We start from the raw sequence: 22,922 nt of genomic DNA, 5'->3' as shown, positions 1-22,922 counted from the left end.
ATGGAGGTAAGACTATACAAGTTGAAGTTCCTGACACCTAAGGGGTTCAGGATCGGTGGTGGTAACCAGGACACGTTGGAGCCATTGACCATGGGCGGAAAGTACGTGATCCCTGCGTCCAGCTTGAAGGGAGTCCTCAGGAGGACCTCGGAGATCGTGTGCGGTCACTCCCCCAACCACGAGGAGGTTGACCCTAAGAAGGTCTATGAGGAGAACTCTAAAAACGAGGAGATAACGGCCATAGCTAGGGCAAAGGGTGTCCTCAGCGTCGAGAGACAAAAGGAATTCGCAGAGCTGTACACGCAATACAAATGTCAGATTGAAAGGCTCTACGGAGGGGACTTCTTCGCTGGGGCCATAAGCATAGCTGACGTCACCTTGGACGGCGAAGTGTTGGAGAGGGCCCACTCCTCAATGGACAGGAAAAAGGGGAAAGTGTTAGAGAAACACCTCTACACCGAGAAGTACCTAAACGTGAAGCAGTTCGAGGTCAAGGTAGTGGTAAGGGGGAACGAAGCCCAGGAGTGCTGGAACAAGACGCTGAAGTTCTTGAACGAGGTGGGTACATTCCTTGGAGGTGGAAAGTCCAGGGGGATAGGCCTTTTGGCCCTTGACCTAGAGGAGAGCCTTGTGGGTGAAGTGAACGGGCTTACCAGTCCCCCGACGTGGTACAAGCTCAAGCCCTACCTGGAGGGAAAGAAGGAACTGAAGTAATGGTGAAAAGAGAGGGGTTTGGGTTTCATCGGATCTCATACTTGATATCAACCCTCAACCCTTGTCACAGGGGTCAAGCGGATCCTCCTCTTTCATCCTCCTCCGCCCCATTAGCGGGGTAACCCCGACCCACCTAGATGGGATACCACCTAAGTGGGGAAACCCGCACATCTCAAGTTATCTTACTCCCTTTCGGGATACATACTCACATCTGGGGTAAGACCATTTCTGTCGTGTAAGATATCAATATGGAGTTATGTAAACTTAATCCTCTCACTGAAACTGCTTATCACGGCAGACTCGTAGGACGAGAGGAGGTAAGATAGGGTAGAGTTGACTTAGAATAGTCCCATCTAGAGCAAGTTCTAGATGGGGGGATCTGGAGAACATCTTTACACTACGGATGGGACTCCTCTTAACGGCACCGTTTTTCGTTTGAGGTCCAGTTTTTCGGTTTTGTAGCGATGAGGTCTGAACTAATCTATGAAGATCGAAGTTGTCTTCATTGTTAAGATAATTCCCACGAGGCCGTGGACCTGGAACTGGTGACCTTGACGCGACGCAGGCCGTGGATGGGGTGGGGATGTGGAATGTATCACGATAACTGTTGGCGACCTGGATATGAGAGATGGAGAACCACGAGCTCTCAGGCTAACTACATGAGGACTTAGCTTGAAATCGTATCAGAAACAAGTTCTACCCTCCACTCCATAGACCAACTTTACGCCTCAGTTTATTCTAAAACATGAGAGATATTATACTGAACTCTTCCTCGCCCTAAAGGGCAGGGGAATGTCCTTCTTTTGTCACCCTTAAGACCGTCACGAAATTGAAACTTAAACTTTTTCATACTTTTCATTCATGCTGAGCAGAGGGGTGATAAGGGATCGTTTACTGCTCTGACGTCCCCTTTTTAGACATTCTGTTCATGGATGTGGAGAACTGAGGTACGTTCAATTAACGTTACCGCTCCCTAAAGCGATCATTTCCTTCCTTTATAGATCTTTTTCCCATTTTCTATAGAACTGAATTCAATACGGAGAAATATTAGAAGGACTATGCATTAGTGTAGTGAGGTTTTGGACCTGACTTCCCCTCGCCCAAAGTGCTCCTCTTCGCGTACAAGAATGCGTAAGACAGGAACGTGTCCTACAGAAAGAGTTAAATACTATATTTCCACGAAAATATTTTGGTGAAAATATTACCACGGAAATATTGCGGAGAGAATATAAAGAGCTAGAGAAGATCGACTCATGGACTCTGATATACGGGAGGAGAAAAGTGGGAAGTCCTTCCTCGTAAGGAAGTACATTAAGAGCGACATCTACTTCATAGTGACCAGGGACCTCCAAGCGTACTACTTGGATGGGAGCTTCAAGAGGCTTGACGAAGCTTTCTCCCAAGCGATAAAATACCTAAATGGTGATAGGGTAGTAGTAATTGATGAGTTTCAGAGGATGCCGGAGAAGTATTGGGACGGGCTAGCTGCCGCTCATCCTAAAGGGAGGTTAGTACTAGTCGGTTCAAGTTTTAGGATCTCTGGCAGGGTCCTCGATAAGAGGAGCCCTCTACTTGGTCTCGTTTTACCTCTTAGGTTTGATATCATGAAGTACTCCGACACTTTGAGCCAAGTCAAAGACCCCCTCCTCTCAATGGTCTATAGAGACCCTTGGACAGTGAACTTCGTAATGGGTATCCACGATCTGAGGGATAGGGCTTATCAACTCTTCATGGTCACTAAAGCGTTAATTGGGGAAATATTTGAGGAAGAGGAGAGGCAGTTGACTAACCTGTACGAGACAGTGCTTTTATCTTTATCGGAGGGGGAGTGGAACACCTCGACGATCTCGGGGGTTCTAACGAGTAGAGGTTTTAACGTTACCCCTTCCACTATCAGCAGTTATTTAGAAACGCTAGTAAACATGGGTCTAGTTGAGAAGCTCCCAATATATGGGGAGAGGAGGAGGGCTAGGTGGTACTACAGGATCTCGTCCCCAATGATCTCACTTATGTTTTACGCTGAGGCAAAGTATAACGTGTCCTTTACTCAGGAGGTAGGTGAACTGCCCCTGGGTAGAGAGATCCAGTTCTCCGTGGGAGAACTTTTGGCTGAAAAGTACAATGCGACCTTTGCATACTCCCCTTACGAGGATATTGACGTAGTGTTATTGAAGAAAGATAGACCTGTCATAGGGTATGAGGTGAAGATAGGAGAGTTCAGCAGGGCTGACGCTGAGAGAGCTATAGAGAGGATAAGGAGAGCAGGGGTTCCTAAAGCTGGATTAATAAGTTTGAAGGAGAGGCCGAACTTTAATGCTGATGAAGAGTTAGGACCTGAGGAGTTAGTCAATTACGCTGAAGAAGTATTTAACCGAAGCGTGCCAGGGCATGTCCATTGAGGGCTGGAAGCCCTGACTGAGCTAGGGGACTGCCCAGGAAGAAGTCCGCTCCAGTAACCGTCAATCTCCCACACCACCGTCCGTAGAGGTAAACGGGTACGCCCACCCTTAGGTACTAGGGGCTGGTAATAACCGGGTCTACTCAGTCTTGACCCCTAGCCTACTAGAGGGAGCGGTGGAAGGGATTGGACGAGAGTGTTGATGGGTAGGAAAAGTAGGAGATTTTTATAAATTCGAGAGAGAACCTTGCCTTCCTAGTCAAGGGACATCTTGACCTTGACCACTTTTCTAAGTCTGCTCAGTACTGGTCAGCCGTTCTCTAAGGACTCCCAGTCTTAAAGCGTTAGGGCGTCCACACCTCCCCTGAGAGCTGACGTGGGAACCAAGTCCAACGTGAGTCCCCATGTTTAGGACAGCGTACGGCAACCCAAGCTAATCGTCAAGGACAAGTAAGGCGCATTCCTGGCTTTACTGTGTGCCTGGATAGGTACAACTTACCTCCCCTCAGCCCCGAGAAGTGAGGCTTTCCCTTTTGTGTGGTTGTCCGCTCAGTTGACTCATTTGAACCGTTGACTCATTTGAACCGAGGTCATTACCTTACCCCGAAGCTCTCAGCTCTCGCTAATACCCTCTCGGGGTCCTGTGCTCAACCTATACGGCTATTGCAATAACCTCCAGACGGGTGTAGCCTACGTGGGGGGACCGCACACCTTGGACTGCATACAGGTCTTGCCAGCCTTTCTGGGTACAGGGCCACATCAGGGGCAAGACCCCACGTTCGCCCTTGCAGTATATAAAGCGCTTAACAGCGCAGTTCATGTGGACTTATCGCTCGCGTGGACTGCTGACTACGGCCTTGGTTCCACCTTCACGCAGGTATCTATACCCTCCCAGCACAGCTCTATATCGTATTTGTAATTACAATAATCAAGTACCCTACTCAAGGATACGGCAAGGCTCGCTATGCTCATCATCCTGTCCCCGGGACTTCGCTTAGGATTATTGGTCTTTATTAGTCTCATTATCGTCGTGTACTTGGACATGGTCTTTCTCTTCCACAGCATGAGCGCTTTGTTGTCGGCTGTGATCACTACGGAGTCCCTGATAAGGTCGGGGTCTATCCTCGGTATGGCCACGTCGCACTGTAACGACTGTGTGGGCACCAGGGACGGCGATAGATAGAACGCTAAGTCCAACGCCAACTCCCCTAGGACGCCATCGAGACCCGCACTGAATGACCTTTGGACGCTAGTAGGGCCACCCTTTGAGGACGCTAGCATCAGCTCGTTGTAGACGCAGTAAGGGACGATCAGGTGCTTGAGCTCATAAGTGTGGATCCCGTAATAGATAGCGTTAGTGTCTATCACCACCTTCTCGTCGCTGTAATTACTTAAAGGCTCTTTCACCCTATTGTTCTCTGTTTCTTTCTCGACCTCTAGCTCGTATGCCCCGGACAGGCTAAGCAGTTGGTCTAGCCAGTCACTCTGCCGGTTGTTACCCCTATTCCCGTTCACACATGCATCCATGGAGTTAACGAACCTATCTCCCAGGTTCCTCCTTAATGACCCTAGCTCAAAGTTGGTCGTGTCTAACACCTTATCTTGATCCACCCTCAGCTCGTACCCTCTCCCGTCTCCTCTCCTGTTGAGCTCCATCACGTAATAGGAGACGCTGCCAATGAATGAGGAGGAGACTGAGCTCAGTTGGTCCTCGAAGGTTCTGCGAAGGTTGGACAGTAAGTTCCAGTTGGGCTTAATCTTATCTCCTAGATCTGGTACTGTCTCGAGCCCCTCTAGTGGCCTAGGGACGAACGGGTAGTACAGGTGATACCACGCCCCAAAGCCAAAGACGTAGTTGACCAGGACGTACTTCATAGTGTCCTGGTTATAGAGTAACGTCAAGTACACAGCCGTTATGTTCGCCCCGGGAGTGGGGACTAGGTAGACCTTCCCGCAGTCCTGCGTCTCCCCTTCAACCGTGCTCTTAAAGCCTTGAAAGCTGGTCACTCCAGTGAGGTCCTTCTCTTTCACGTCTACGTTCGCCCTTTTTAGCCCATCCAGGAGGTCTCGGAGAGGTTCCCCTTGTAGGAGGAGTTTCTCGTTAAACTTCGCCTTTAGTATTACGAACTTACGAGGGTTGAACAGCTCGTAAGTCCTCACGATCGCGGAGTGTGCGCTTTCCACATTCATGTCCGACCTGTTTATTGGTATTACGGCACACACCTTTGACGTTTCGCTAGCCATGGGTATAATATAATGAGGGGATATATAAAAATCCTGGAGGTGATGGGTACAATAGCTGAAGGTTTGGGTTTCATCGGATCTCATACTTGATATCAACCCTCAACCCTTGTCACGGGAGTCGAGCGGGTCTTCATCCTCCTCCGCCCCAAGGGGCAACCCCGACCCACCTAGATGGAACTCAGTCTAAATGGGAGAACCTGCACATCTTTAGGTAGATGTTCAATGATGCGTTCAACTGCCTGTCTAACTTAAACCCACAGTTAGGGCACGTGAAGGTCTTACCAACTTTTTGGGATATGGACCCACATCTGGGGCAAGACCTAGAGGTAAGGTATGGGTTGACCTCAACTACACCTGAACCGAGAGGGGGGCCTTGTACCTGAGTACCTTGTGTATACTCCTCTACACAGTCCTCGAGACCTTCCTAGACAGCTTCCCTCTAGCGTTCTTAAACATGCTCTGTCCTTGTCCTCCTTGATCAGGGGCTCACCGAGTTCTAGACCCTTTACCCTGTCCTTGAACCACGCATACCTCCATGAAAAGGTTAAGTATTCGTAAGGTCTGACAGAGACCCTGACCCAGTCGTTGACCACTTTCCTTAGCGTGGACTTAACCCTTACGTAAGGTCTCTTAACCTTAGGCTTCCTTAGGGACGCCCTACCCTCTATCGCCCTCTTCCTCCAGGACTTCAGGATGGAGAACACGTCGTTAATTGCCTTGTCTACGTGGTGTGAAGCCAGTGGGTTCATCAAGACCTGGACCTCGCATTTGTGTGCTCCGCACACCTCCTCCACTTTCTAAGATCTAAACTCACTGGACTGTCCCTATACGCAACTTTAGAGACTTGTCTCAGAGGACCCTCAGCCTTTGGGACACCTTCATCTCGACGTCTAAGCTTTAACCAACATCAGTGATGACGAGGCCGTATCCCTCTACCTTTTCTTGCAGGTAAGGGACCTGTCTTAGCCCTCCTTTTTGTATACCTGAGACACTCCAGCATAGAGGATCTCCCTCTTTTTCACTATTCCCACTATCCTCCCCACGTCTTCCCTAAACATTTACCGCCCTCTAGAACAACAGGCTCTACCTCACTCTGCTTAACTTAAGTCCAGAGTGTAGGAAATTCCTAGTTTTTCGCATAATCCCTTTGGTCTCGCGTTGTGTGAGGCATTCATATGAAATTATATAATTTTACGAGTTAACGGAAACTGCTGACAACGGCAAACCCTCTCAGGCTGATCCTCCAGCGGGGGTGTGCCGTGCCTCCAGGGAGGTCTAGGACTGGAGCCCAGAGCCTCAGATAAGGGCATTACACCTGTGGTTTAGCGCGATCTACGACTGTCGAGCTCAGTCGCGCTCTACCGCGAGTAAACTGCTGACTTGAGTTTCTTCCAGTCGTCATAGGACAGCAGTATCTTTTTGCACCCCTCTTCCGTCTTAACCTTTACGAACTCCTTTAGGAGTCCAGCGTGGGCTATCGCGTTCCTCTTGATATTACCGTTCGCCTTCCCACCCGTCTCTCCCTCATCCCCCGCTTTTTCTTGGTCAGAGATGTACAGTTTATGGTACGGTACCTCAGTGATGTCATTATTATCCTTACAATATTTCTCGACGCTCTTTTTGAGGACGTATAGTTCATGTTGTATTAACTGAACCGAGGCCTCGGAGACGGACTTGTACACCTCCTCGCTAAGGGTGGACAGGAGGTTAAACTCGACCCAGTCTCCACACTTCTCCTTGCACAACTTCTCCTTCAACCCCTTCGCTAGGATATTAAGGTAAGTGGTGTCCGCCTTGTTCAGCACCTGGTCCCTTAACCTATAGTCCACCTTGAGCCCTCCCTCACCCTCGAGCGAGACTGAGCTATAGACTGAGTCCAGTCCGACCTTATAGTCCTGGTACTCCTCGAGGGAGTAAATTAAGGCGAGAGGCGAGTTGTAGACTAAGGAGTAGTAAACGTGGCTATTGCCCCGTCCGGAGAGATTCTGTGGGTCAATAGCCCTTAGCTTTGGGCTTACCTCCTTGTTGACCTCCGTCAGTGTATACTCTTTTGAGCTCATAGGCACGCTGCTGTAGTACCTTACCTTGACTTGCCCCTTCCCCAAGACGTTCACGAGAGAGGCGAAGTCCCTCCCCAGGTTACTGGAAAGGGTCGAGAAGTAGTTTATACCGTGGGTGGTATCTACGACTACCTCTTCTATTTTCTCGACCTCTCCTTTGAGCTTCTCGTAGAGGCCCAGGAGGCCTACCGAGTATATGAAGTAGTTCTTTGCGTCGCTCTTGAACTCAGTGTACGCCAGGCCGGGGACCCCGTCAAACCTGGCAGCTATGTTCGAGGGCAGGACTATGGCCTCTGCGTTCCCGATCCCCTCCCTCCGTGCTATGCACTCCACGTACATCTTAGTCCTCTCCACCAGGTCTGGGTAGTCCTTGAACTTCGTCCTAGGCCATATGACCTCATGGTCCTTGAGGTCGTTGTAGGCCCTTACCTCATTACCACACTCCTTCGCTCTTTCGTTTATGCCTCCCTTCTCCTTTTCCTTCTTGCTAGTGAAGAGGGCAGAGTCCTGGACCAAGATATATATCTTATCCACGCCCTCCTGGAGTAGCTTTAAGGAAGTGATGCTCTCCGTCTTCCTCCTGTTTCCCTGGCTGTCTCCCCCCTCCTCGAGGTAATATGTCGACTTTTTCCAAGGTGAGGGGTCACCCCACGGGGCTATAGCGACCTTCATGGGTATAGTAATCATACCTCAGATAAAAAGGTTCTGTGAAGAGAGGGGCCAGTCCCCGACTTTCACCCATGTCTTCACTCCAGGGCCTTAGCCTTCACCTATCTAAGTTACTTTGGGTAAGTGACCCTACCGTTTCCCTTATCACCTACATCTCTCACTTTTAATGAAATTTAGTCTAATATTTCTACATTTATTTTCGAGACCTTGCTGATGTCATAAAAATCCCTGTCGTAAGTTATCAACGTCTCATTGTTAGCCTTAACTATAGAAGATATCAGGATATCCACCTCCCCCTTGACCTTGCCTCTCGACGATAGTTCCCTATAGATATGCGACGCTATGACTGCTTCCTTGATCGTAAATGGGTATATCACAATTTCCTCAAAGTACTGTGAGACCTTACTGCTGTACTTCGACCTTAAGATCTCATAGACGTTAAACACCGTTGTACCGACAACATCGCTCAAACTCTTTACAGCCTCTAACGTACTTTTATCTCCCTTCATGACCCTTATTATCACGTTGGAGTCAAGCACTGTCATTCTCTCGCCCTAAAGTCTTTCCTAAACTTACTGACCTCCTCTTCCATGTCCTTAGCCTCCTCCTCAGTGAGTACCCCGAACATCTGGTCTAAGACCTCCTTCCTACCCCTCTTATTTGCGTTATAAAACTGGACCAGCTCAATTATGGTCTCACTGAAAGACCTTCCCTCCTTTAACTTAACTAACTTCTCGTACGCCTCATCGGAAATCGTTATTACTTTGGGCATAATGTATATATGCATGCATGCATAGATAAGGTTACCGGTCAGAGTCGGCATGTCAACTTTAATGCGATGTCTCATCGCGACAAGGGCAACGTCAACGTCGCTGTGGGGCCCGTGAGGTATTGGGCAGTCATGATCCCATCGGCTCACTCTCGACCACGTTGTAGAGCTCAGGTCCTTGAAGTGTTATGCTCGAAGACGGGGGCACCCCTATGCCGTGGCGGGGCTTGGACAGGCCGCCCCAATCAGACTGTGGTAAAACTGGGTTCTTGGAACCCATTACCCTAGTCCCTTGAGATAAAGAAGGTGTAGCGTAAGTAGAGACACCCACCTCGCAGCGTCTTAAATAGCGGAGGACGTAGCCCCACAGCAGCGACCCTAGGTAGAGCTCAGCGAGGGGTCTCCCCCTTCCCTAAGGACCTCTTCCCTACCCGTCGCTCATCACGCTCACCCTGACCTCTCCGAACCCAATAGCCCTGCTCTTCCCGACCCCGAAGTAGTTGGCGTACTCCAAGAGCGTCTTCGCTGCCCTAGTCAGCCTAGTGTACCTCCTCGACCTGAGCTCGAACACCGTCCACCCGACGAACCCCCTGACTGGCCTCCCGTCGTAGAAAGTGGTCACGGGCCTCAGCCAGTAGTCGACCTCCCTCATGTAGTAGAGCGCCTTGACCCCGGCAACGCTGTGGACCTTCTCCTCCATGTTCTGGTTCCAGTGCTTCATCAGCGAGTGCATGAGGAGGGGGACGTAGGGGAAAAGGACGTACCTATTGTCCTTCCTCTTGAAGTTCGGCCTTATGGGCTGGAGGCTTGTGGGGGTGAGGAACTCCACCTTGAACAGCCTGGTGTCCCCGATTCCCTTGAAGTCCTCCACCACCTGCGCGTCCTTCATCGAGACGTGGAACCTCGTGTCCCACTCCTGCACCTCGGCGTCAGGGTTGCTGACTATCTCCTCAAACACCTTAGGATCCAGGAAGGTGAAGCTAAAGGAGTAGCCCTCACCCTTCTTCATGATCACCTTCCTGCCCCCTACCGCGTAGAGCGGGCTCCCCCTACTGTCCTTTATGGTGGTCACTCGGAGGGGCTTGTAAGGGGTTCCAGCCTCCTGCAACTTGGAGTAGGACGGGTAAAGTCTCGTGAGCACTAGCCTGCTGAGCTTTGAGGGGAAGGGAGGGAGGAACACGTCGTGGTCGGAGGTGACCTTAAAGTCTATTTTGAAGATCATTAATAAAATTGGGAGAGGGAATTTATATACTTATGTCGAGTACGGGGAGCTTTAACTGGAGTCACGCAGGGTCCGATTACACCGTGATAGTCGGGCAGTCCCCTCCTTGAATGGGCGTGGTATTCCCTCCAAGCCCAACGGCGCGTGCTGGGTCTCCCTGCCTGTTGAAAATGACGTCCTCTACCTCGTAGGGGCGTTCCCGTGGGGAGTGACAGGGGCAGGCGTCCCAGGTACGCTACGCGGAGAACCCACGCGGGTTCACCACAGGACGTTCGCGCTCTCCTCCCTGACCTCACCAATGACCACCCTCTGCTTGAACTGTACCTCCGTGACCGGGACTATCAAGACGTTGAACCTCTCCCCCTCCTTCCTTTCCCTGTAGTACATCCTCAGCCCTGACTCCACGTCCCTCACCCTGCTGGAGTTCAGGTTACCCAGGAAAACGCTGAACTGCACCCTGCTCAGCCCCTTCCTCTTGAGGAAGTCCGCTACCTTCTCCCTGAGGCCGTCGCTGGTTATGTCGTAGAAGACTAGGTAGAGCAACCTGGGCCCCTCACTTGCTAAGGTAGGGCCTGTACTCCTCCCCCCTCAGTATGGAGTTCGCCAACCTCCTCGCCTGCGTGTATACCAGGTCTTCCTCAATCCCTAAGGAGTAGACACGCTTCTTGTCCTTTACGTCCTCCTCCTTCTCCCTCGCCATACCTATCAGCTTCCTGTCCACCTCAGGTGACCTGAACTCCTCCATCAGGTCAAAGACGAGGGAGGTCTTACCTCCCCTGGGGCTGTGGAGGAAGCCTACGTAAGGGTTTAGCCCAACCGACACCACAGCTGAATAGACGACCTTTCTGAGCATGGCGTACCCGATGTTCAGGGCTACGTTGAAGGGGTCCTGTCCTTGGGCCGTCCTCTTCCTGCCCCTGAACCCGAGCGACTTGGGGAGGAGTCTCACTACACCCCTCCAGTAGGCCTTAGCCCCCTCAGCTTCCCTCCCCATGATCTCCCTCACGTCAGTTAGGTTCAGGACCGACCTTGAAAGCTCGTCCAATTCCCTAGATGACAGTTCATAACCGTACTTCCTCTCGTAGTACCTCAAGGTCATGTACTGGTTGTGGAGCTTAGCGTAGACGAACTCCCTAGCGTACTCGTACTTCCTCCTGGTCGCCAAGACCTGCTTCATCCAGAGCTTCATGGACCCACCGTACTTACCTGGGATCAGCTTAGCTATGGGTTCGTACCTATCAAAGAAGACTAAGTCCACCCCGTACTCGTAGGCCAACTTGACCACCTCCGATGAGATGGAGGACGTGGCTATGACGACTATGGAAGACAGCTCAGCTGGCGAGACGGACCATATCTGGCGCCCCTTAACTTCACACACTATCATGCCCTTGTTAACCCTGAGGTAAGCACCGTAGTCTTTGACAAAGGCCAGTTTCTTCCCATCGCCCTGCTCCCCCATAATTATATGACCTCATCCTTTTTAATAAACTTTAAGACGTGGGACCCAAGGTCCATGACACGGTCTGATAATACCGGTATTACGTAAACAAAATTTATAAACTAGATGCTCGTGCACGAAGGTACTCGGCAGCGTTAAGGTAAGCTTGGTCAAGTAGTACTTTTCAGGTTTTTTGGACGCAACAGAGCACAGGGCTCCTCGAGTCGCTGAAGCCGATAATTTTCAATTCCTTTTTGGATGCAACATTATTACTGGTAAAACTTAATTGTTTAAAATTAGTATCTTTCAATTCCTTTTTGGATGCAACTTGGCGGAGATGAGAAACGAGTTAGTGCAACAGCTAACTAACTTTCAATTCCTTTTTGGATGCAACATGTATGAAGGAAAATAAATTTAGGTCTGAAGTAATTAGCTTTCAATTCCTTTTTGGATGCAACCAATTCTAAACAGCGTTGATGAGGCAACCGAGATCTACACCTTTCAATTTCTTTTTGGATTCAACATGAACCAGGTCTCTTCAGGGGCATCATTAGTTTTTGAAAAGACTTTCAATTCCTTTTTGGATGCAACGTATTTCACATATTTGCTAACGTTTGGCAAATTGTTGAGCTTTCAATTCCTTTTTGGATGCAACAGTGACGCAGTTGTAGTGTATGGATTAGAGAAATACTTAGACCTTTCAATTCCTTTTTGGATGCAACTTAGTGTTTTTTGTGTATCCTGACCTCAACCCTACGGTGACTTTCAATTCCTTTTTGGATGCAACCTCAGAAATGAAGGCGCCGCCTGAGTTGGCGGAACAAGTCTTTCAATTCCTTTTTGGATGCAACCAATTATTTTAGCAAAGAGACTAAAGAGAATGAGGAGTCTTTCAATTCATCTTTGGATGCAACGTTTTGCGTCAACCTGAGGGGCCTGTAAGTTCAAGTTGTCTTTCAATTCCTTTTTGGATGCAACCCTGAAGTAATTCTCAAGATAAAGCCACCTAGAAAGAAGCTTTCAATTCCTTTTTGGATGCAACGAACGTGAAGAAAGAGCTTGAGGAGATCAGGAAGAAATTCTTTCAATTCCTTTTTGGATGCAACCTACGTGTATTCGTACAGGTATGCAAGGGTAGCTAGCTTTCAATTCCTTTTTGGATGCAACCCGCCTAGGATCTCGATTCCCGCATCCCCTGTGGCCCTCCCTTTCAATTCCTTTTTGGATGCAACGAGACCTTTACCTGAGGGCTGTTGATAAGAAGTTGCTAATCTTTCAATTCCTTTTTGGATGCAACAGGGTGTGACTACTATCACTATAATCACTAAAGAGACTTTCAATTCCTTTTTGGATGCAACGAGAATATAGGGGGTGAAAAAGGTGGAACAGATTCCTAACTTTCAATTCCTTTTTGGATGCAACAATAGGCAAGGCTTTCAGTCAAGCGAAAGTCCTCCTGAACTTTCAATTCCTTTTTGGATGCAACCTCGGAGGTGGGGCCTGATACACCAAGGGAGGAGGTCATCTTTCAATTCCTTTTTGGATGCAACGAAAGAGCTGAAGAAAAAGAGGGATTTGAAGAAAGAAAACTTTCAATTCCTTTTTGGATGCAACCTTACCGATCGCTAATAAGTATGACGTATTGATAAGGAACTTTCAATTCCTTTTTGGATGCAACCTGTCAGTGAGACTTTGAAGGATGCAAGGAAGAGGATCATCTTTCAATTCCTTTTTGGATGCAACTTGAAATATTAAATGAATACTTAAATAAAGAAATTAATGACTTTCAATTCCTTTTTGGATGCAACGCGTTCATGTTAATCGCCCGCCTTGACGCGTTCCCTAAATCTTTCAATTCCTTTTTGGATGCAACTTGAAGAGACTCAAATTGATTTTTATTCTATACCTGATTCCTTTCAATTCCTTTTTGGATGCAACACTGGTTCTGAACCATGCAGTTCCTGTTCTAAAGTCAGTCTTTACTTTCAATTCCTTTTTGGATGCAACCTCTCTCCCCTCTCCGTTGGATGCAGCAGAGGGGTAGGTCTTTCAATTCCTTTTTGGATGCAACTCCATAAACCTGCTTTTAGATCATCTACTTTCATAAAACTTTCAATTCCTTTTTGGATGCAACAAAGGTCGTTACGTCACGGTCGAGGATAACATGGTCACTTTCAATTCCTTTTTGGATGCAACTTACTATGATAGACCATCATCCCACCAACCTGAAGTACATCTTTCAATTCCTTTTTGGATGCAACGTCACTTACCCTGAAGTAGGGTTTGTGACTGAAGGGATGTATTCCTTTCAATTCCTTTTTGGATGCAACCTTTTCGTCCACATCGACCACGAGTGAGTACGTGGTCTTGCTTTCAATTCCTTTTTGGATGCAACGTTAGTCTGGAAATTTTCTTGTGCTATAGTCGTTACATTCTTTCAATTCCTTTTTGGATGCAACGCTCCTCCCGTCCCACCTCCTCTCATCCTTCAGGTATCTCTTTCAATTCCTTTTTGGATGCAACGTATCGCACGCAGATGTAGCCCCGAACGCTACTTCGCTTTCAATTCCTTTTTGGATGCAACGAACCGTGTCCTCGAGAAGGTAAAGCCCTTGACCAACTTTCAATTCCTTTTTGGATGCAACGAAAATAACTTAGGGGAGGGAACTGGCTCGAAACCCGCGCTTTCAATTCCTTTTTGGATGCAACACTGCTCTTCGGCATCAAACGGGAGGACTTGTTTCCATACTTTCAATTCCTTTTTGGATGCAACAACTTGTCTTCTCCTTCTTTTTATATTGTTACCCGACACTTTCAATTCCTTTTTGGATGCAACCTATGATGAAAGAATAGAAACGCAACTACCTGTAAAAGGTCTTTCAATTCCTTTTTGGATGCATCCAAAAAGTCATTTACAACTCTTTCATATCTATATCTTATATCTTTCAATTCCTTTTTGGATGCAACGTATTTACAACAATTTCCTCCAGCGAAGAAATATATTCTTTCAATTCCTTTTTGGATGCAACGAAAATAAAAAGTCTTTATGCAGGAATATATGATGATCCCTTTCAATTCCTTTTTGGATGCAACCTTTCATTTTTCTCTCTGAGCTCTCCGACATCGCGAAAGCTTTCAATTCCTTTTTGGATGCAACCACAGAAGTCCCACAAAATTATGACTTTACCATAGCAGACTTTCAATTCCTTTTTGGATGCGACATTTATACCTCGGCTTGGAGCCCCTCAGGGAGATCCAACTTTCAATTCCTTTTTGGATGCAACTCTGCTGCAAGGCTAGGTTCTTCCCCCCTGACCGCACTTTCAATTCCTTTTTGGATGCAACTCATACATAGGGGATATAACTATATCTCCCTTTACAACTTTCAATTCCTTTTTGGATGCAACCTAAGGATGCAACATGATATGAGTGAAAACCTCAAAACTCAAAACCAAAAAGACTTTCAATTCCTTTTTGGATGCAACCTGTTGTATTCCAGAACCAGAAGCGGAAGGTACTATAATACTTTCAATTCCTTTTTGGATGCAACGAACAGTACGCAACGATGCCCTCTTTTCCGTGGAAGATCTTTCAATTCCTTTTTGGATGCAACAAGTTGCAACGGTAGAGGAAATATTCGGGTGAGAACATCTTTCAATTCCTTTTTGGATGCAACGCCCATAATCACGCTCGACAAGGTCTCAGCGATACTTAGCTTTCAATTCCTTTTTGGATGCAACATGGGTACTGCCCACCTCGGATCCACCTTGCATCCATTAACTTTCAATTCCTTTTTGGATGCAACACCGCAATGAATGTGAGGAGGCAGGATTGGTTTACCATGAACTTTCAATTCCTTTTTGGATGCAACAAGAAAGTGCAAGAGAGGCTAGGAATTAGTACTGAAGAGGCTTTCAATTCCTTTTTGGATGCAACATATGCCCTTGATTCAGTACTATGCGTCAAACACAACAAACTTTCAATTCCTTTTTGGATGCAACCTCACCCAGCACCGTACCCTCCCGAGAAACATAGAATGAACTTTCAATTCCTTTTTGGATGCAACGCAAAATCACAGTATATGATATTATGAATGAATATAATATCTTTCAATTCCTTTTTGGATGCAACATATAGATGAGTATGGCAACGTAACAATAAAAGACGTTAACTTTCAATTCCTTTTTGGATGCAACTATATTAGTTAAACTTGTGATATTTATAAACCCAAGGAACTTTCAATTCCTTTTTAGATGCAACAGACGTATTTATTAACCTATTACCTATCTTTTACCTTCTCCTATAATAAACTTTACTACCCCGACCTGGGCCTACATGCGACCTGATATCCTTGTAATTACCTCTACGTTTTATGGTCGCATGGTCTTTACGTAAGATTGAAAGGTGTACATGGCTTTTAAACGTTCAAAATTACGGGAGATATTAGTACCGGTCGCATTGAGGCACGAACCATCGACCTCCTAGACATTCACTAAGGAGTAAGACCTATTATTGATAACTCCTACATCTTTTACGAAAGTCGAATTTCAATACTGAATTCTATCTAGAAAACTGCGGTCTGTTCTATACACTTTTAAAACCTATGGTATAACAAAGTTAATTTACCCCTTTTATGCACGAGGTTCTATCCTTTTACGGGAACCTACCGAACTAAAAAGTTTTTACCTGCTTCACAGCTCCCTGACGAAAAACTTCCCCTGCCTTCGGGGCCTGCAAGCGTAGAAGAAACCACAGTTAATGCACTTTTTTGCCTCCTGTGTGACCCTGAGGTGTCTCCCCGTACCTCCCCTTATTATCTCTCTGATCTCCCTGATAGTCCTCTCGACGTACTCCCTACTCTGGTAGGTGTAGGGTATCCTGATCAGCCTCTCCAGGGGGACGTAGTATAGGAAGGCCTCCTTCACAACCGTCCCTGACATCTCCATGAGGTAAGCGTAGAACAGGACCTGGGCCTTATGGTCCAAGGAGACCCTCCTACTGTCCTTCAGGTCCAGAGGGGAGGAGTAGTAGGAGAACCTCAGGACGTAGTCGGGGACCCCGGAGAGGTCTCGATACTTCAAGTAAGGCTTGCGTATGACCTCCTTAGCCTTCAAGGTCGGGTAAAGGAAAGCCATGACCTTCTCCGCCTCCACCTCTGTCCCCTCCCTCATGGCCTCCGTCAACCTCTCCCCGAAACCTATGCCCTCAACTCTAAGTATGACCGGACAGAAGACGTAATGTTTGACCGAGACCCCAGTTATCATTACTACTGTTAGGAGGGAGACTCTATTAAATTACCCCTCCCTCAAAGGGCGGGGGGACAGAAGAAGGCTCGAGATTACCTTTCAAGGAGGCGCCGTATCTAGGCAGCGCCAGTCAGATACCGTGGGGGTCTCATGTGACCAGTTGGGGCCAGAGAACTAGGTCCCACCGTGACGCGTTAAGACGTCCGAGTAGTACTCACCCAGGTGTGACCACCTTGTCCCGTACATGTGCGTTACACAGGGTAGGTCCAACTTACACCAGCGGAGGGCGACTGGTAAACGTGACGTGGAGGAAGACGACAGCGTTGAACACCAACAGACGTGGGGGAAGGACCTGTCTGTTGAAGGCGGGTGGCCTCCCCTGACTAAGCGGTGTTGTGTACAGCGAAGTCCCCCTCGGGACGGACCCCATCATCCGGGCCGGGACTACCCGTCGAGGCACCCTGGTTGCACCCTGACCCCCTGCGCGCTCGGAGAGCCCTTGACCCCTGTGTAACACGTGTGGACGCCGTGACAATCCTGACAAAGGTTTATTTTACCCGAGGGCGACCTACACACATGTTCTTTACCCTGTCTGACGTGACCCTGCTCGCCAAAAGGGTGAAGCTCACGCCCAGGGCCATATCCGAGGAGCTGAGGGGGTGGCACTGGAACGAGCCCCCACTCCTCCACTCATCCTCGACATACCTGGGGGTCTCCGATCTCACCAACGGGTACTGCGAGACGGGCCGTTTCGCGTACCTCAAGCACAAGGGGGTGAAACCCGAGGCCATCAAAGGTGCAAACGACCTACACTACGTCTACGCAGAGGCAGTCCAAGGGGTGAAGAGGTTGATCTATGAAGAGGGGGACAGGGTGACCGGGGGTAGGTTACAGACCCTCATGACTGACGAGTTCTACAGGGTAGTCAGGAACGTCGTGGACCCGGAGAGGGCGAAGGTCATGTGGGACCACGTGGTCAACATCTACACGGCCGAGGTGGACAAGTACAGGTCAAGGCTCTTCCTCACCAGGGACTCACTGGTCTCTCTGGTCGTCCCCTTCCACGTTGAGTACCCCATCGACGGGTCCCTAGTGGGCCTGCAGAACAACATCAGGGCAGACGCCTTCGTGCCGATGGTACCACTGGTCGCAGAGATGAAGACCGGGAGGCCGAGGCGGGCGCACGAACTAGCGTTAGCTGGGTACTCCCTGGCCCTGGAGAGCCAGTTCGAGGTCCCCATAGACTTCGGTTACCTGTGCTACGTGACTGTGGACAAGGGGGTCTTCACCACCTGTAGACTCGTCCAGGTCTCTGACCCGCTGAGGAACGAGTTTCTGGAGACGAGGGACAGGGCAGTGGAGGCTATAGACAACGACCTGGACCCGGGGATGCCCAAGAGATGCGACGACTCCTGTCCCTTCCTCAACCACTGCAACAGTCCAGGTAGTACGGGGGCTAAGGGGTAGGAGTTGGCCCTTGCGGTACCAGGAACACGGAGAGGAGGACGTGTTCCCTACTACTCCACGCGCGGTCTCCATGAGGTCTTCCCACGCCCCTTTTCCTGGCCGTTGAGAGCCCTGTAGCGTGGCAGGGGTAGGGCGCCTAGGAGTCCTCTCTTTCAGAGGTGTTGGTTAACTGTGTACCGCAAAGTTAGAGTCTAAGTCCTCCGCCTCAGTGACCGGGGTTAGGTTGGTGGCCCTGTGTACCCAAAGGGACTTCGCCCCAGGTGTGGCCTCTGCCCGGAAGACCGAACAGGTGTGGACAGCCAAGGTGTCCAGGTCCCTACCTAGGTGGGCTGGGGTCACCCGTTGGGGGTGGGACATCCCTTCGCTAGGACCCTGGTGAAGGGCTTGGGGTTGGTACTAGACGAGACGGAAATTAGCCTAGACCCCACCTACACGTCTACGGTCGACAGGAGCCAGGTAGCTAGTTCCCCCGAGATGGACCTCAGTGTCTCCCCCACAACATGGCTCTTCACCTGGAAGGTCCACGTAGTTGCAGAGGCACCCACAGGGACAACAGAACACACTTCACGTCCAATCACGGGATAGAAACAGGTGATATCCAATAAAGTTTATAACATTTATAATTAACTGTTACTCGATTAACATGTCTAACAGGGCCTGTTTAACCTACGTTGCGGGGGACGTGACCTCGTACCAGGTAGTCAAGTACAGCTTTCAGGGGAAAGACTACACGAGCTTTTTCTCAGCACATGCTTTATGGTCCGCCCTAGACCCGGAAGAGACCGTGGCACTGCTCCCAGACAGCCTCATCTCGGCTAACTGCGACAACAAGGAGGTCGTCAAAAAAGCGTACAAGGACATGTTGACGACCAGGGCGCACGAGTTACAACAGAAGCAAGGGTTTGACCCCGTCTCCACTAAGTTCAACGAGTTCTTAGACGGGATGAAGGTGGAGTACATACCGAACGTGGGCGTGGGGAGCGGCATGGTAGCTGACTGCGAAGGGAACCTGAGCAGAGATAAGGACGGGAGGCCTATCAGGCAGCCCTACTCATCCTCGAGGGACCCTACCTTCATATACAACGCGGTGTTTGCGGTGTTGCACAGGTACCACTCCGAGGGGTGCGGAAAGTTCATAGTAGACTTGACACACGGCACAAACGTGTTAGTATCGGCGTTGTTGGCCTCATCAGCCCTCTTTGAGTCCGACATATACGCGGCCCCCGTGATGGGCTCCCCGAGCGGTGTAGTCGAGATCGTCGGGCTGAGTAACATCGTAGAGGCGATGAAGGACTCGCTCAAGATAGGCCTGTCCATAGAGATGATGGACGAGAGGTACTCAGTGGACTACACTGGAAGGTTGAGAGATCTAAACCCGACAGAGTTCGGTAGGTCTAGAGAGTTAGTCAATAGGGTCAAGCGTGTGGACCTCAACAAGGTCAACGACTTCCTGTGGAACATGAGGAACGGCTTCGTCGTCAACGGGATAGCCTCCATGAGAGACCTACAACAGTACATACCCCAGCTCAGACAGGACTTCCTGTCCCTACGCGACCTCTACCTCACTTGGTATAACGCTGAGCCTAGGTTCCAGAAGGAGAGTAGGATAGTGCTCTCCAACTTCTCGTCCACCCTGGGCATAGAGGGGGTCCTCAACTCGCTGTTGGGGAAGGACGACATTGAGACCCTGTTTAAGGCACTGGAAAAGTACATAGAGGTCGAGTACTACGACAAGGCGTTGTCCTTAGCTAGGGAACTGCCTGTAGCGGAGTGTCTGAGCAACCACGGGGGAGGTACTTTCGATGACAACGACCGAATGTACAGGTTGTGCGAAGACCTGGTAGGTTCCTATATAGAGTTAAACAACAGTGATTTCCAGAAGTTTAGGAACCTCCTTATGCATAGCGGTCTCTCCAAGGACCTTAGAGTCAAGGTCGACAAGAGGGGGGTCACCCCGACGCAAAACATAAACAGGAGGACTATTGTCGATTACGTAAAAGGCAAACTCAAGGACCACGCAGAGGGCGTGAGGAGGATAACCTGAGGGGGACGCTGACGGGGATGTACCTAGACAGGACAGCCCTTCCGCACTATACCCTGACTACGCCCTCCCCAGTGAAGTCTCTCTAGGAAAAGGGGGAGGTGGTTGGGGTGTCCAGCTGACACCCCTTTTGGACGTGACATACTGCGCCCGGTCAGGGACGGGTCGAGCTTGTTCTTTCAATCCCTTTTTTGATGCAACAGTCCACGTCCCTTCACACCTGAGGGTCACCGAGAGGGTCAGGTGGTCATGGCTACCTGACGTGAGGAGAGGTCCTAGGTGGCATGGACGAGCCACATGTGGCAGTATGACTCCCCCAGACTTTAACTTGTACACAGGTGGTTGTGGTTGGACGTACCAGTCTTCAACAGGAGGACCTCGGGTGTTCCCTTCACCCCAGGGGGGCTAAGACCTTCTCCCCAGGGTCCAGTCCTAGGGCAGGCTATGGGGGGAGGAGGTGTACTCAGGTCCCTCGTTAATAAACCACGTCACCCTCAACAAAAACGCCGAAAGCCCCCGTTAAGGGTATCCCTATCCCAGTAGCCCAGGTGTACTCTTCCCGGGCTACAGGGTTTACCACTGCGGTCCAAGCAACTCGTTGAGCTATTTGCTGTAACAACGTGTTATGAATAGTCTAAACTATTGTGCTAAAAGGGCTCCCAAGGTATTATTTGACAGTCGCTCCGCCCTCTCCCCTATCTACCGAAGTACCACAGGTACCCATCCCTACAAGGTGTACTGCGTTAGTCAACAGTTTACGTAGAGCCCTTATGCCTATATGGTCTGGGTGTTGAGGGCTTTGCCCATTCCTCTAGCTGTCTGACCAACAGACGTCTCCCACGGATGAGTACGCCCTCACCGTCGTACTTGTCCTTGTCCACACGGTGGATCATTGGTGGATGTAAAGGCTCCCCTTAGCGGAGACAAAAGCCCACGTTAGTCCAGACAAGGTAATTCTGACGTAAATTCTTCACGCCTGTTAAAACTTTTTAGCTTGTCACGGCTATTAATCGTGAAAAAGGGCATGTTTAAAAAAGGTATTAAATACTAAACGGTATCCTTGATTTAGACAATGTTTTGTAAAAAGGGTTTATAATAGATAGTTTTTAGTCGGAAACTACGTAATAATGAAACTTCATTTCCCTGATTCGAGAAATAGACTTAAAGTTAAGTGCGAATTGTAGAGAAGACTGGTTCGAGCCTCAATGCGACCAGTACTAATATCTCCCGTAATTTTGAACGTTTAAAAGCCATGTACACCTTTTAATCTTACGTAAAGACCATGCGACCATGAAACGTAGAGGTAATTACAAGGATATCAGGTCGCATGTAGGCTCAGGTGAGGGTAGTAAAGTTTATTATAGGAGAAGGTGAAAAAGAAGTAACAGGATAATAAATACCTAAGTTGCATCCAGAAAGGAATTGAAAGTTCGCTTTCTTGTTCTTTCTTGCTTTCATTCACTCACTTTGTTGCATCCAGAAAGGAATTGAAAGTAGTATAGAAATCCTTGTTCTTCACATTCATTGCGGTCATGTTGCATCCAGAAAGGAATTGAAAGTAGAATCAACCACACTGGACATAGACGTCGACCTTCTGGTTGCATCCAGAAAGGAATTGAAAGTCAACTGGGTATTATACAAATACTTCAGGCAATATTTACAGTTGCATCCAGAAAGGAATTGAAAGTAATCCCATCCCTTTTTCTTCCGGATTATCATAGCACCACGTTGCATCCAGAAAGGAATTGAAAGCACTCTATCTTCCAGCTTCCCTAGATCTTCTTTAGGTTGCATCCAGAAAGGAATTGAAAGTTTTTGATGGTGTTTTTGTTCATTTCAACTAACTTCCTCGTTGCATCCAGAAAGGAATTGAAAGTTTTATGGTGCGGATACGCTTTCCTAGTGAGTTTATATGGTTGCATCCAGAAAGGAATTGAAAGATAAATCTAAGATCCCAAACCTTTACCCGGTTATCAAACGTTGCATCCAGAAAGGAATTGAAAGTGATAATCATCTGATCAATATCTAATTCCCAAACAGGTTGCATCCAGAAAGGAATTGAAAGAATTGGACTAGTCCTTATTAACTGCGTAGTGCTCCATGGTTGCATCCAGAAAGGAATTGAAAGTCAACTACTAGAGTTATACCCCTCGGTTTAGGGTTTGTTGCATCCAGAAAGGAATTGAAAGAAAACATCTAATAATGCATCTACGTATGTGGATTGTCCTGGTTGCATCCAGAAAGGAATTGAAAGTATTTTACTTGTCCAAAATTCGCCCTATATTCCACTCTTGTTGCATCCAGAAAGGAATTGAAAGAGGGGAATCGTTCAGTCTCTATACGAGATCAACTAAGTTGCATCCAGAAAGGAATTGAAAGTTTTTCTATGAGCTAATCAATAGGAAAGTGAATCTCTTCAGTTGCATCCAGAAAGGAATTGAAAGTGTACGTACTTGAAATGTCTTGCGTCCTCCAATTTCCTGTGGTTGCATCCAGAAAGGAATTGAAAGACTAATACCCCTTCCTTCATGAACTTTTTATCTTTCTCAGGTTGCATCCAGAAAGGAATTGAAAGTTATTGTATATGAACCAACATTACATACTACTTTTTCGTTTTGTTGCATCCAGAAAGGAATTGAAAGAAAAATGCTTTA

General features: G+C 48.5%; 15 protein-coding genes, 1 pseudogene and 2 CRISPR repeat arrays (1 of these 18 cut by a window edge). Of the genes and pseudogenes, 5 read left to right on the top strand and 11 right to left on the bottom strand.

The features are described 5' to 3' along the window. Both GWK48_RS10535 and GWK48_RS10530 read left to right on the top strand, forming a co-directional pair. On the top strand, positions 1-714 hold the full coding sequence (locus tag GWK48_RS10535; RefSeq protein WP_174632108.1) for an RAMP superfamily CRISPR-associated protein: 714 nt from the start codon (positions 1-3) through the stop codon (positions 712-714). Positions 715-1,967: 1,253 nt separating this feature from the next. Further along, positions 1,968-3,113, top strand: coding sequence for an ATP-binding protein (locus GWK48_RS10530; protein ID WP_246263811.1), 1,146 nt, complete (start codon positions 1,968-1,970; stop codon positions 3,111-3,113). 848 nt (positions 3,114-3,961) lie between these two features. On the opposite strand, the gene GWK48_RS10525 is transcribed toward GWK48_RS10530, so the two are convergent. The 10 genes and pseudogenes from GWK48_RS10525 to cas4 form a co-directional block, all read right to left on the bottom strand. After that, entirely contained in the window at positions 3,962-5,356 is a 1,395-nt protein-coding gene (locus tag GWK48_RS10525) for a hypothetical protein (protein WP_174632106.1), read from the bottom strand. A gap of 178 nt (positions 5,357-5,534) precedes the next feature. After that, positions 5,535-6,105: pseudogene (locus GWK48_RS10520) on the bottom strand (transposase); the annotation flags it as partial. A 609-nt stretch (positions 6,106-6,714) separates the two neighbouring features. Further along, entirely contained in the window at positions 6,715-8,088 is a 1,374-nt protein-coding gene (locus tag GWK48_RS10515; RefSeq protein WP_174632104.1) for a TM1812 family CRISPR-associated protein, read from the bottom strand. A 170-nt stretch (positions 8,089-8,258) separates the two neighbouring features. After that, on the bottom strand, positions 8,259-8,630 hold the full coding sequence (locus tag GWK48_RS10510) for a type II toxin-antitoxin system VapC family toxin (protein ID WP_174632102.1): 372 nt from the start codon (positions 8,628-8,630) through the stop codon (positions 8,259-8,261). Beyond that, positions 8,627-8,857, bottom strand: coding sequence for an antitoxin VapB family protein (locus tag GWK48_RS10505; RefSeq protein WP_174632101.1), 231 nt, complete (start codon positions 8,855-8,857; stop codon positions 8,627-8,629). Before GWK48_RS10505 ends, GWK48_RS10510 begins: the two co-directional genes overlap by 4 nt. A 127-nt stretch (positions 8,858-8,984) precedes the next feature. After that, the gene (locus GWK48_RS10500) at positions 8,985-9,134 is read right to left on the bottom strand and encodes a hypothetical protein (protein WP_217451753.1); all 150 of its coding nucleotides are present in this window, start codon (positions 9,132-9,134) and stop codon (positions 8,985-8,987) included. A gap of 147 nt (positions 9,135-9,281) precedes the next feature. Beyond that, complete coding sequence (cas6, locus tag GWK48_RS10495; RefSeq protein WP_174632097.1) at positions 9,282-10,076, bottom strand: CRISPR-associated endoribonuclease Cas6; 795 nt, start codon at positions 10,074-10,076, stop codon at positions 9,282-9,284. A gap of 258 nt (positions 10,077-10,334) precedes the next feature. After that, a complete protein-coding gene (gene cas2, locus GWK48_RS10490) occupies positions 10,335-10,619 on the bottom strand; it encodes a CRISPR-associated endonuclease Cas2 (protein ID WP_174632095.1) in 285 nt (94 codons plus the stop codon). A gap of 10 nt (positions 10,620-10,629) precedes the next feature. Further along, positions 10,630-11,535, bottom strand: coding sequence for a CRISPR-associated endonuclease Cas1 (gene cas1 / locus GWK48_RS10485; protein WP_174632093.1), 906 nt, complete (start codon positions 11,533-11,535; stop codon positions 10,630-10,632). Between the two features lie 219 nt (positions 11,536-11,754). Continuing rightward, positions 11,755-15,774: direct repeats of the CRISPR family, unit length 25 nt; unit sequence CTTTCAATTCCTTTTTGGATGCAAC. A 431-nt stretch (positions 15,775-16,205) separates the two neighbouring features. Beyond that, positions 16,206-16,778 (bottom strand): CRISPR-associated protein Cas4, encoded by a 573-nt coding sequence (gene cas4 / locus GWK48_RS10480; RefSeq protein WP_174632091.1) that lies wholly within the window; start codon positions 16,776-16,778, stop codon positions 16,206-16,208. A 558-nt stretch (positions 16,779-17,336) separates the two neighbouring features. Here cas4 and cas4a point away from each other — a divergent pair. From cas4a to GWK48_RS10465, 3 genes are all read left to right on the top strand, one after another. Then, positions 17,337-18,227 carry a type I-A CRISPR-associated protein Cas4/Csa1 gene (gene cas4a / locus GWK48_RS10475; RefSeq protein ID WP_174632089.1) on the top strand — a complete coding sequence of 297 codons (891 nt, stop codon included), beginning with the start codon at positions 17,337-17,339 and terminating at the stop codon, positions 18,225-18,227. A 342-nt stretch (positions 18,228-18,569) separates the two neighbouring features. Next, entirely contained in the window at positions 18,570-18,812 is a 243-nt protein-coding gene (locus GWK48_RS10470; RefSeq protein WP_174632087.1) for a hypothetical protein, read from the top strand. A 58-nt stretch (positions 18,813-18,870) separates the two neighbouring features. Further along, the gene (locus GWK48_RS10465; protein WP_174632085.1) at positions 18,871-20,271 is read left to right on the top strand and encodes a TM1812 family CRISPR-associated protein; all 1,401 of its coding nucleotides are present in this window, start codon (positions 18,871-18,873) and stop codon (positions 20,269-20,271) included. Between the two features lie 472 nt (positions 20,272-20,743). Here GWK48_RS10465 and GWK48_RS10460 read toward each other — a convergent pair whose 3' ends face one another. Next, positions 20,744-20,887: a hypothetical protein gene (locus GWK48_RS10460; RefSeq protein ID WP_174632083.1), complete on the bottom strand. Its 144-nt coding sequence runs from the start codon at positions 20,885-20,887 to the stop codon at positions 20,744-20,746. 785 nt (positions 20,888-21,672) lie between these two features. Further along, positions 21,673-22,922: a CRISPR direct-repeat array (repeat unit 25 nt; unit sequence GTTGCATCCAGAAAGGAATTGAAAG) (it continues 2,980 nt past the right edge of the window).

The sequence above is a fragment of the Metallosphaera tengchongensis genome (genome assembly GCF_013343295.1).
Taxonomy (GTDB): domain Archaea; phylum Thermoproteota; class Thermoprotei_A; order Sulfolobales; family Sulfolobaceae; genus Metallosphaera; species Metallosphaera tengchongensis.
This window is presented reverse-complemented; position numbering and strand designations above follow the sequence as displayed.

Bases quoted from the DNA above. Each gene is read 5' to 3' on its own strand.
- GWK48_RS10535 (WP_174632108.1), top strand. From the start codon at position 1: ATGGAGGTAAGACTATACAAGTTGAAGTTCCTGACACCTAAGGGGTTC.
- cas4 (WP_174632091.1), bottom strand. From the start codon at position 16,778: ATGATAACTGGGGTCTCGGTCAAACATTACGTCTTCTGTCCGGTCATA.
- GWK48_RS10500 (WP_217451753.1), bottom strand. From the start codon at position 9,134: ATGGGTTCCAAGAACCCAGTTTTACCACAGTCTGATTGGGGCGGCCTG.
- GWK48_RS10515 (WP_174632104.1), bottom strand. From the start codon at position 8,088: ATGAAGGTCGCTATAGCCCCGTGGGGTGACCCCTCACCTTGGAAAAAG.
- cas6 (WP_174632097.1), bottom strand. From the start codon at position 10,076: ATGATCTTCAAAATAGACTTTAAGGTCACCTCCGACCACGACGTGTTC.
- cas4a (WP_174632089.1), top strand. From the start codon at position 17,337: ATGTTCTTTACCCTGTCTGACGTGACCCTGCTCGCCAAAAGGGTGAAG.
- GWK48_RS10530 (WP_246263811.1), top strand. From the start codon at position 1,968: ATGGACTCTGATATACGGGAGGAGAAAAGTGGGAAGTCCTTCCTCGTA.
- GWK48_RS10510 (WP_174632102.1), bottom strand. From the start codon at position 8,630: ATGACAGTGCTTGACTCCAACGTGATAATAAGGGTCATGAAGGGAGAT.
- GWK48_RS10525 (WP_174632106.1), bottom strand. From the start codon at position 5,356: ATGGCTAGCGAAACGTCAAAGGTGTGTGCCGTAATACCAATAAACAGG.
- GWK48_RS10465 (WP_174632085.1), top strand. From the start codon at position 18,871: ATGTCTAACAGGGCCTGTTTAACCTACGTTGCGGGGGACGTGACCTCG.
- GWK48_RS10505 (WP_174632101.1), bottom strand. From the start codon at position 8,857: ATGCCCAAAGTAATAACGATTTCCGATGAGGCGTACGAGAAGTTAGTT.
- cas1 (WP_174632093.1), bottom strand. From the start codon at position 11,535: ATGGGGGAGCAGGGCGATGGGAAGAAACTGGCCTTTGTCAAAGACTAC.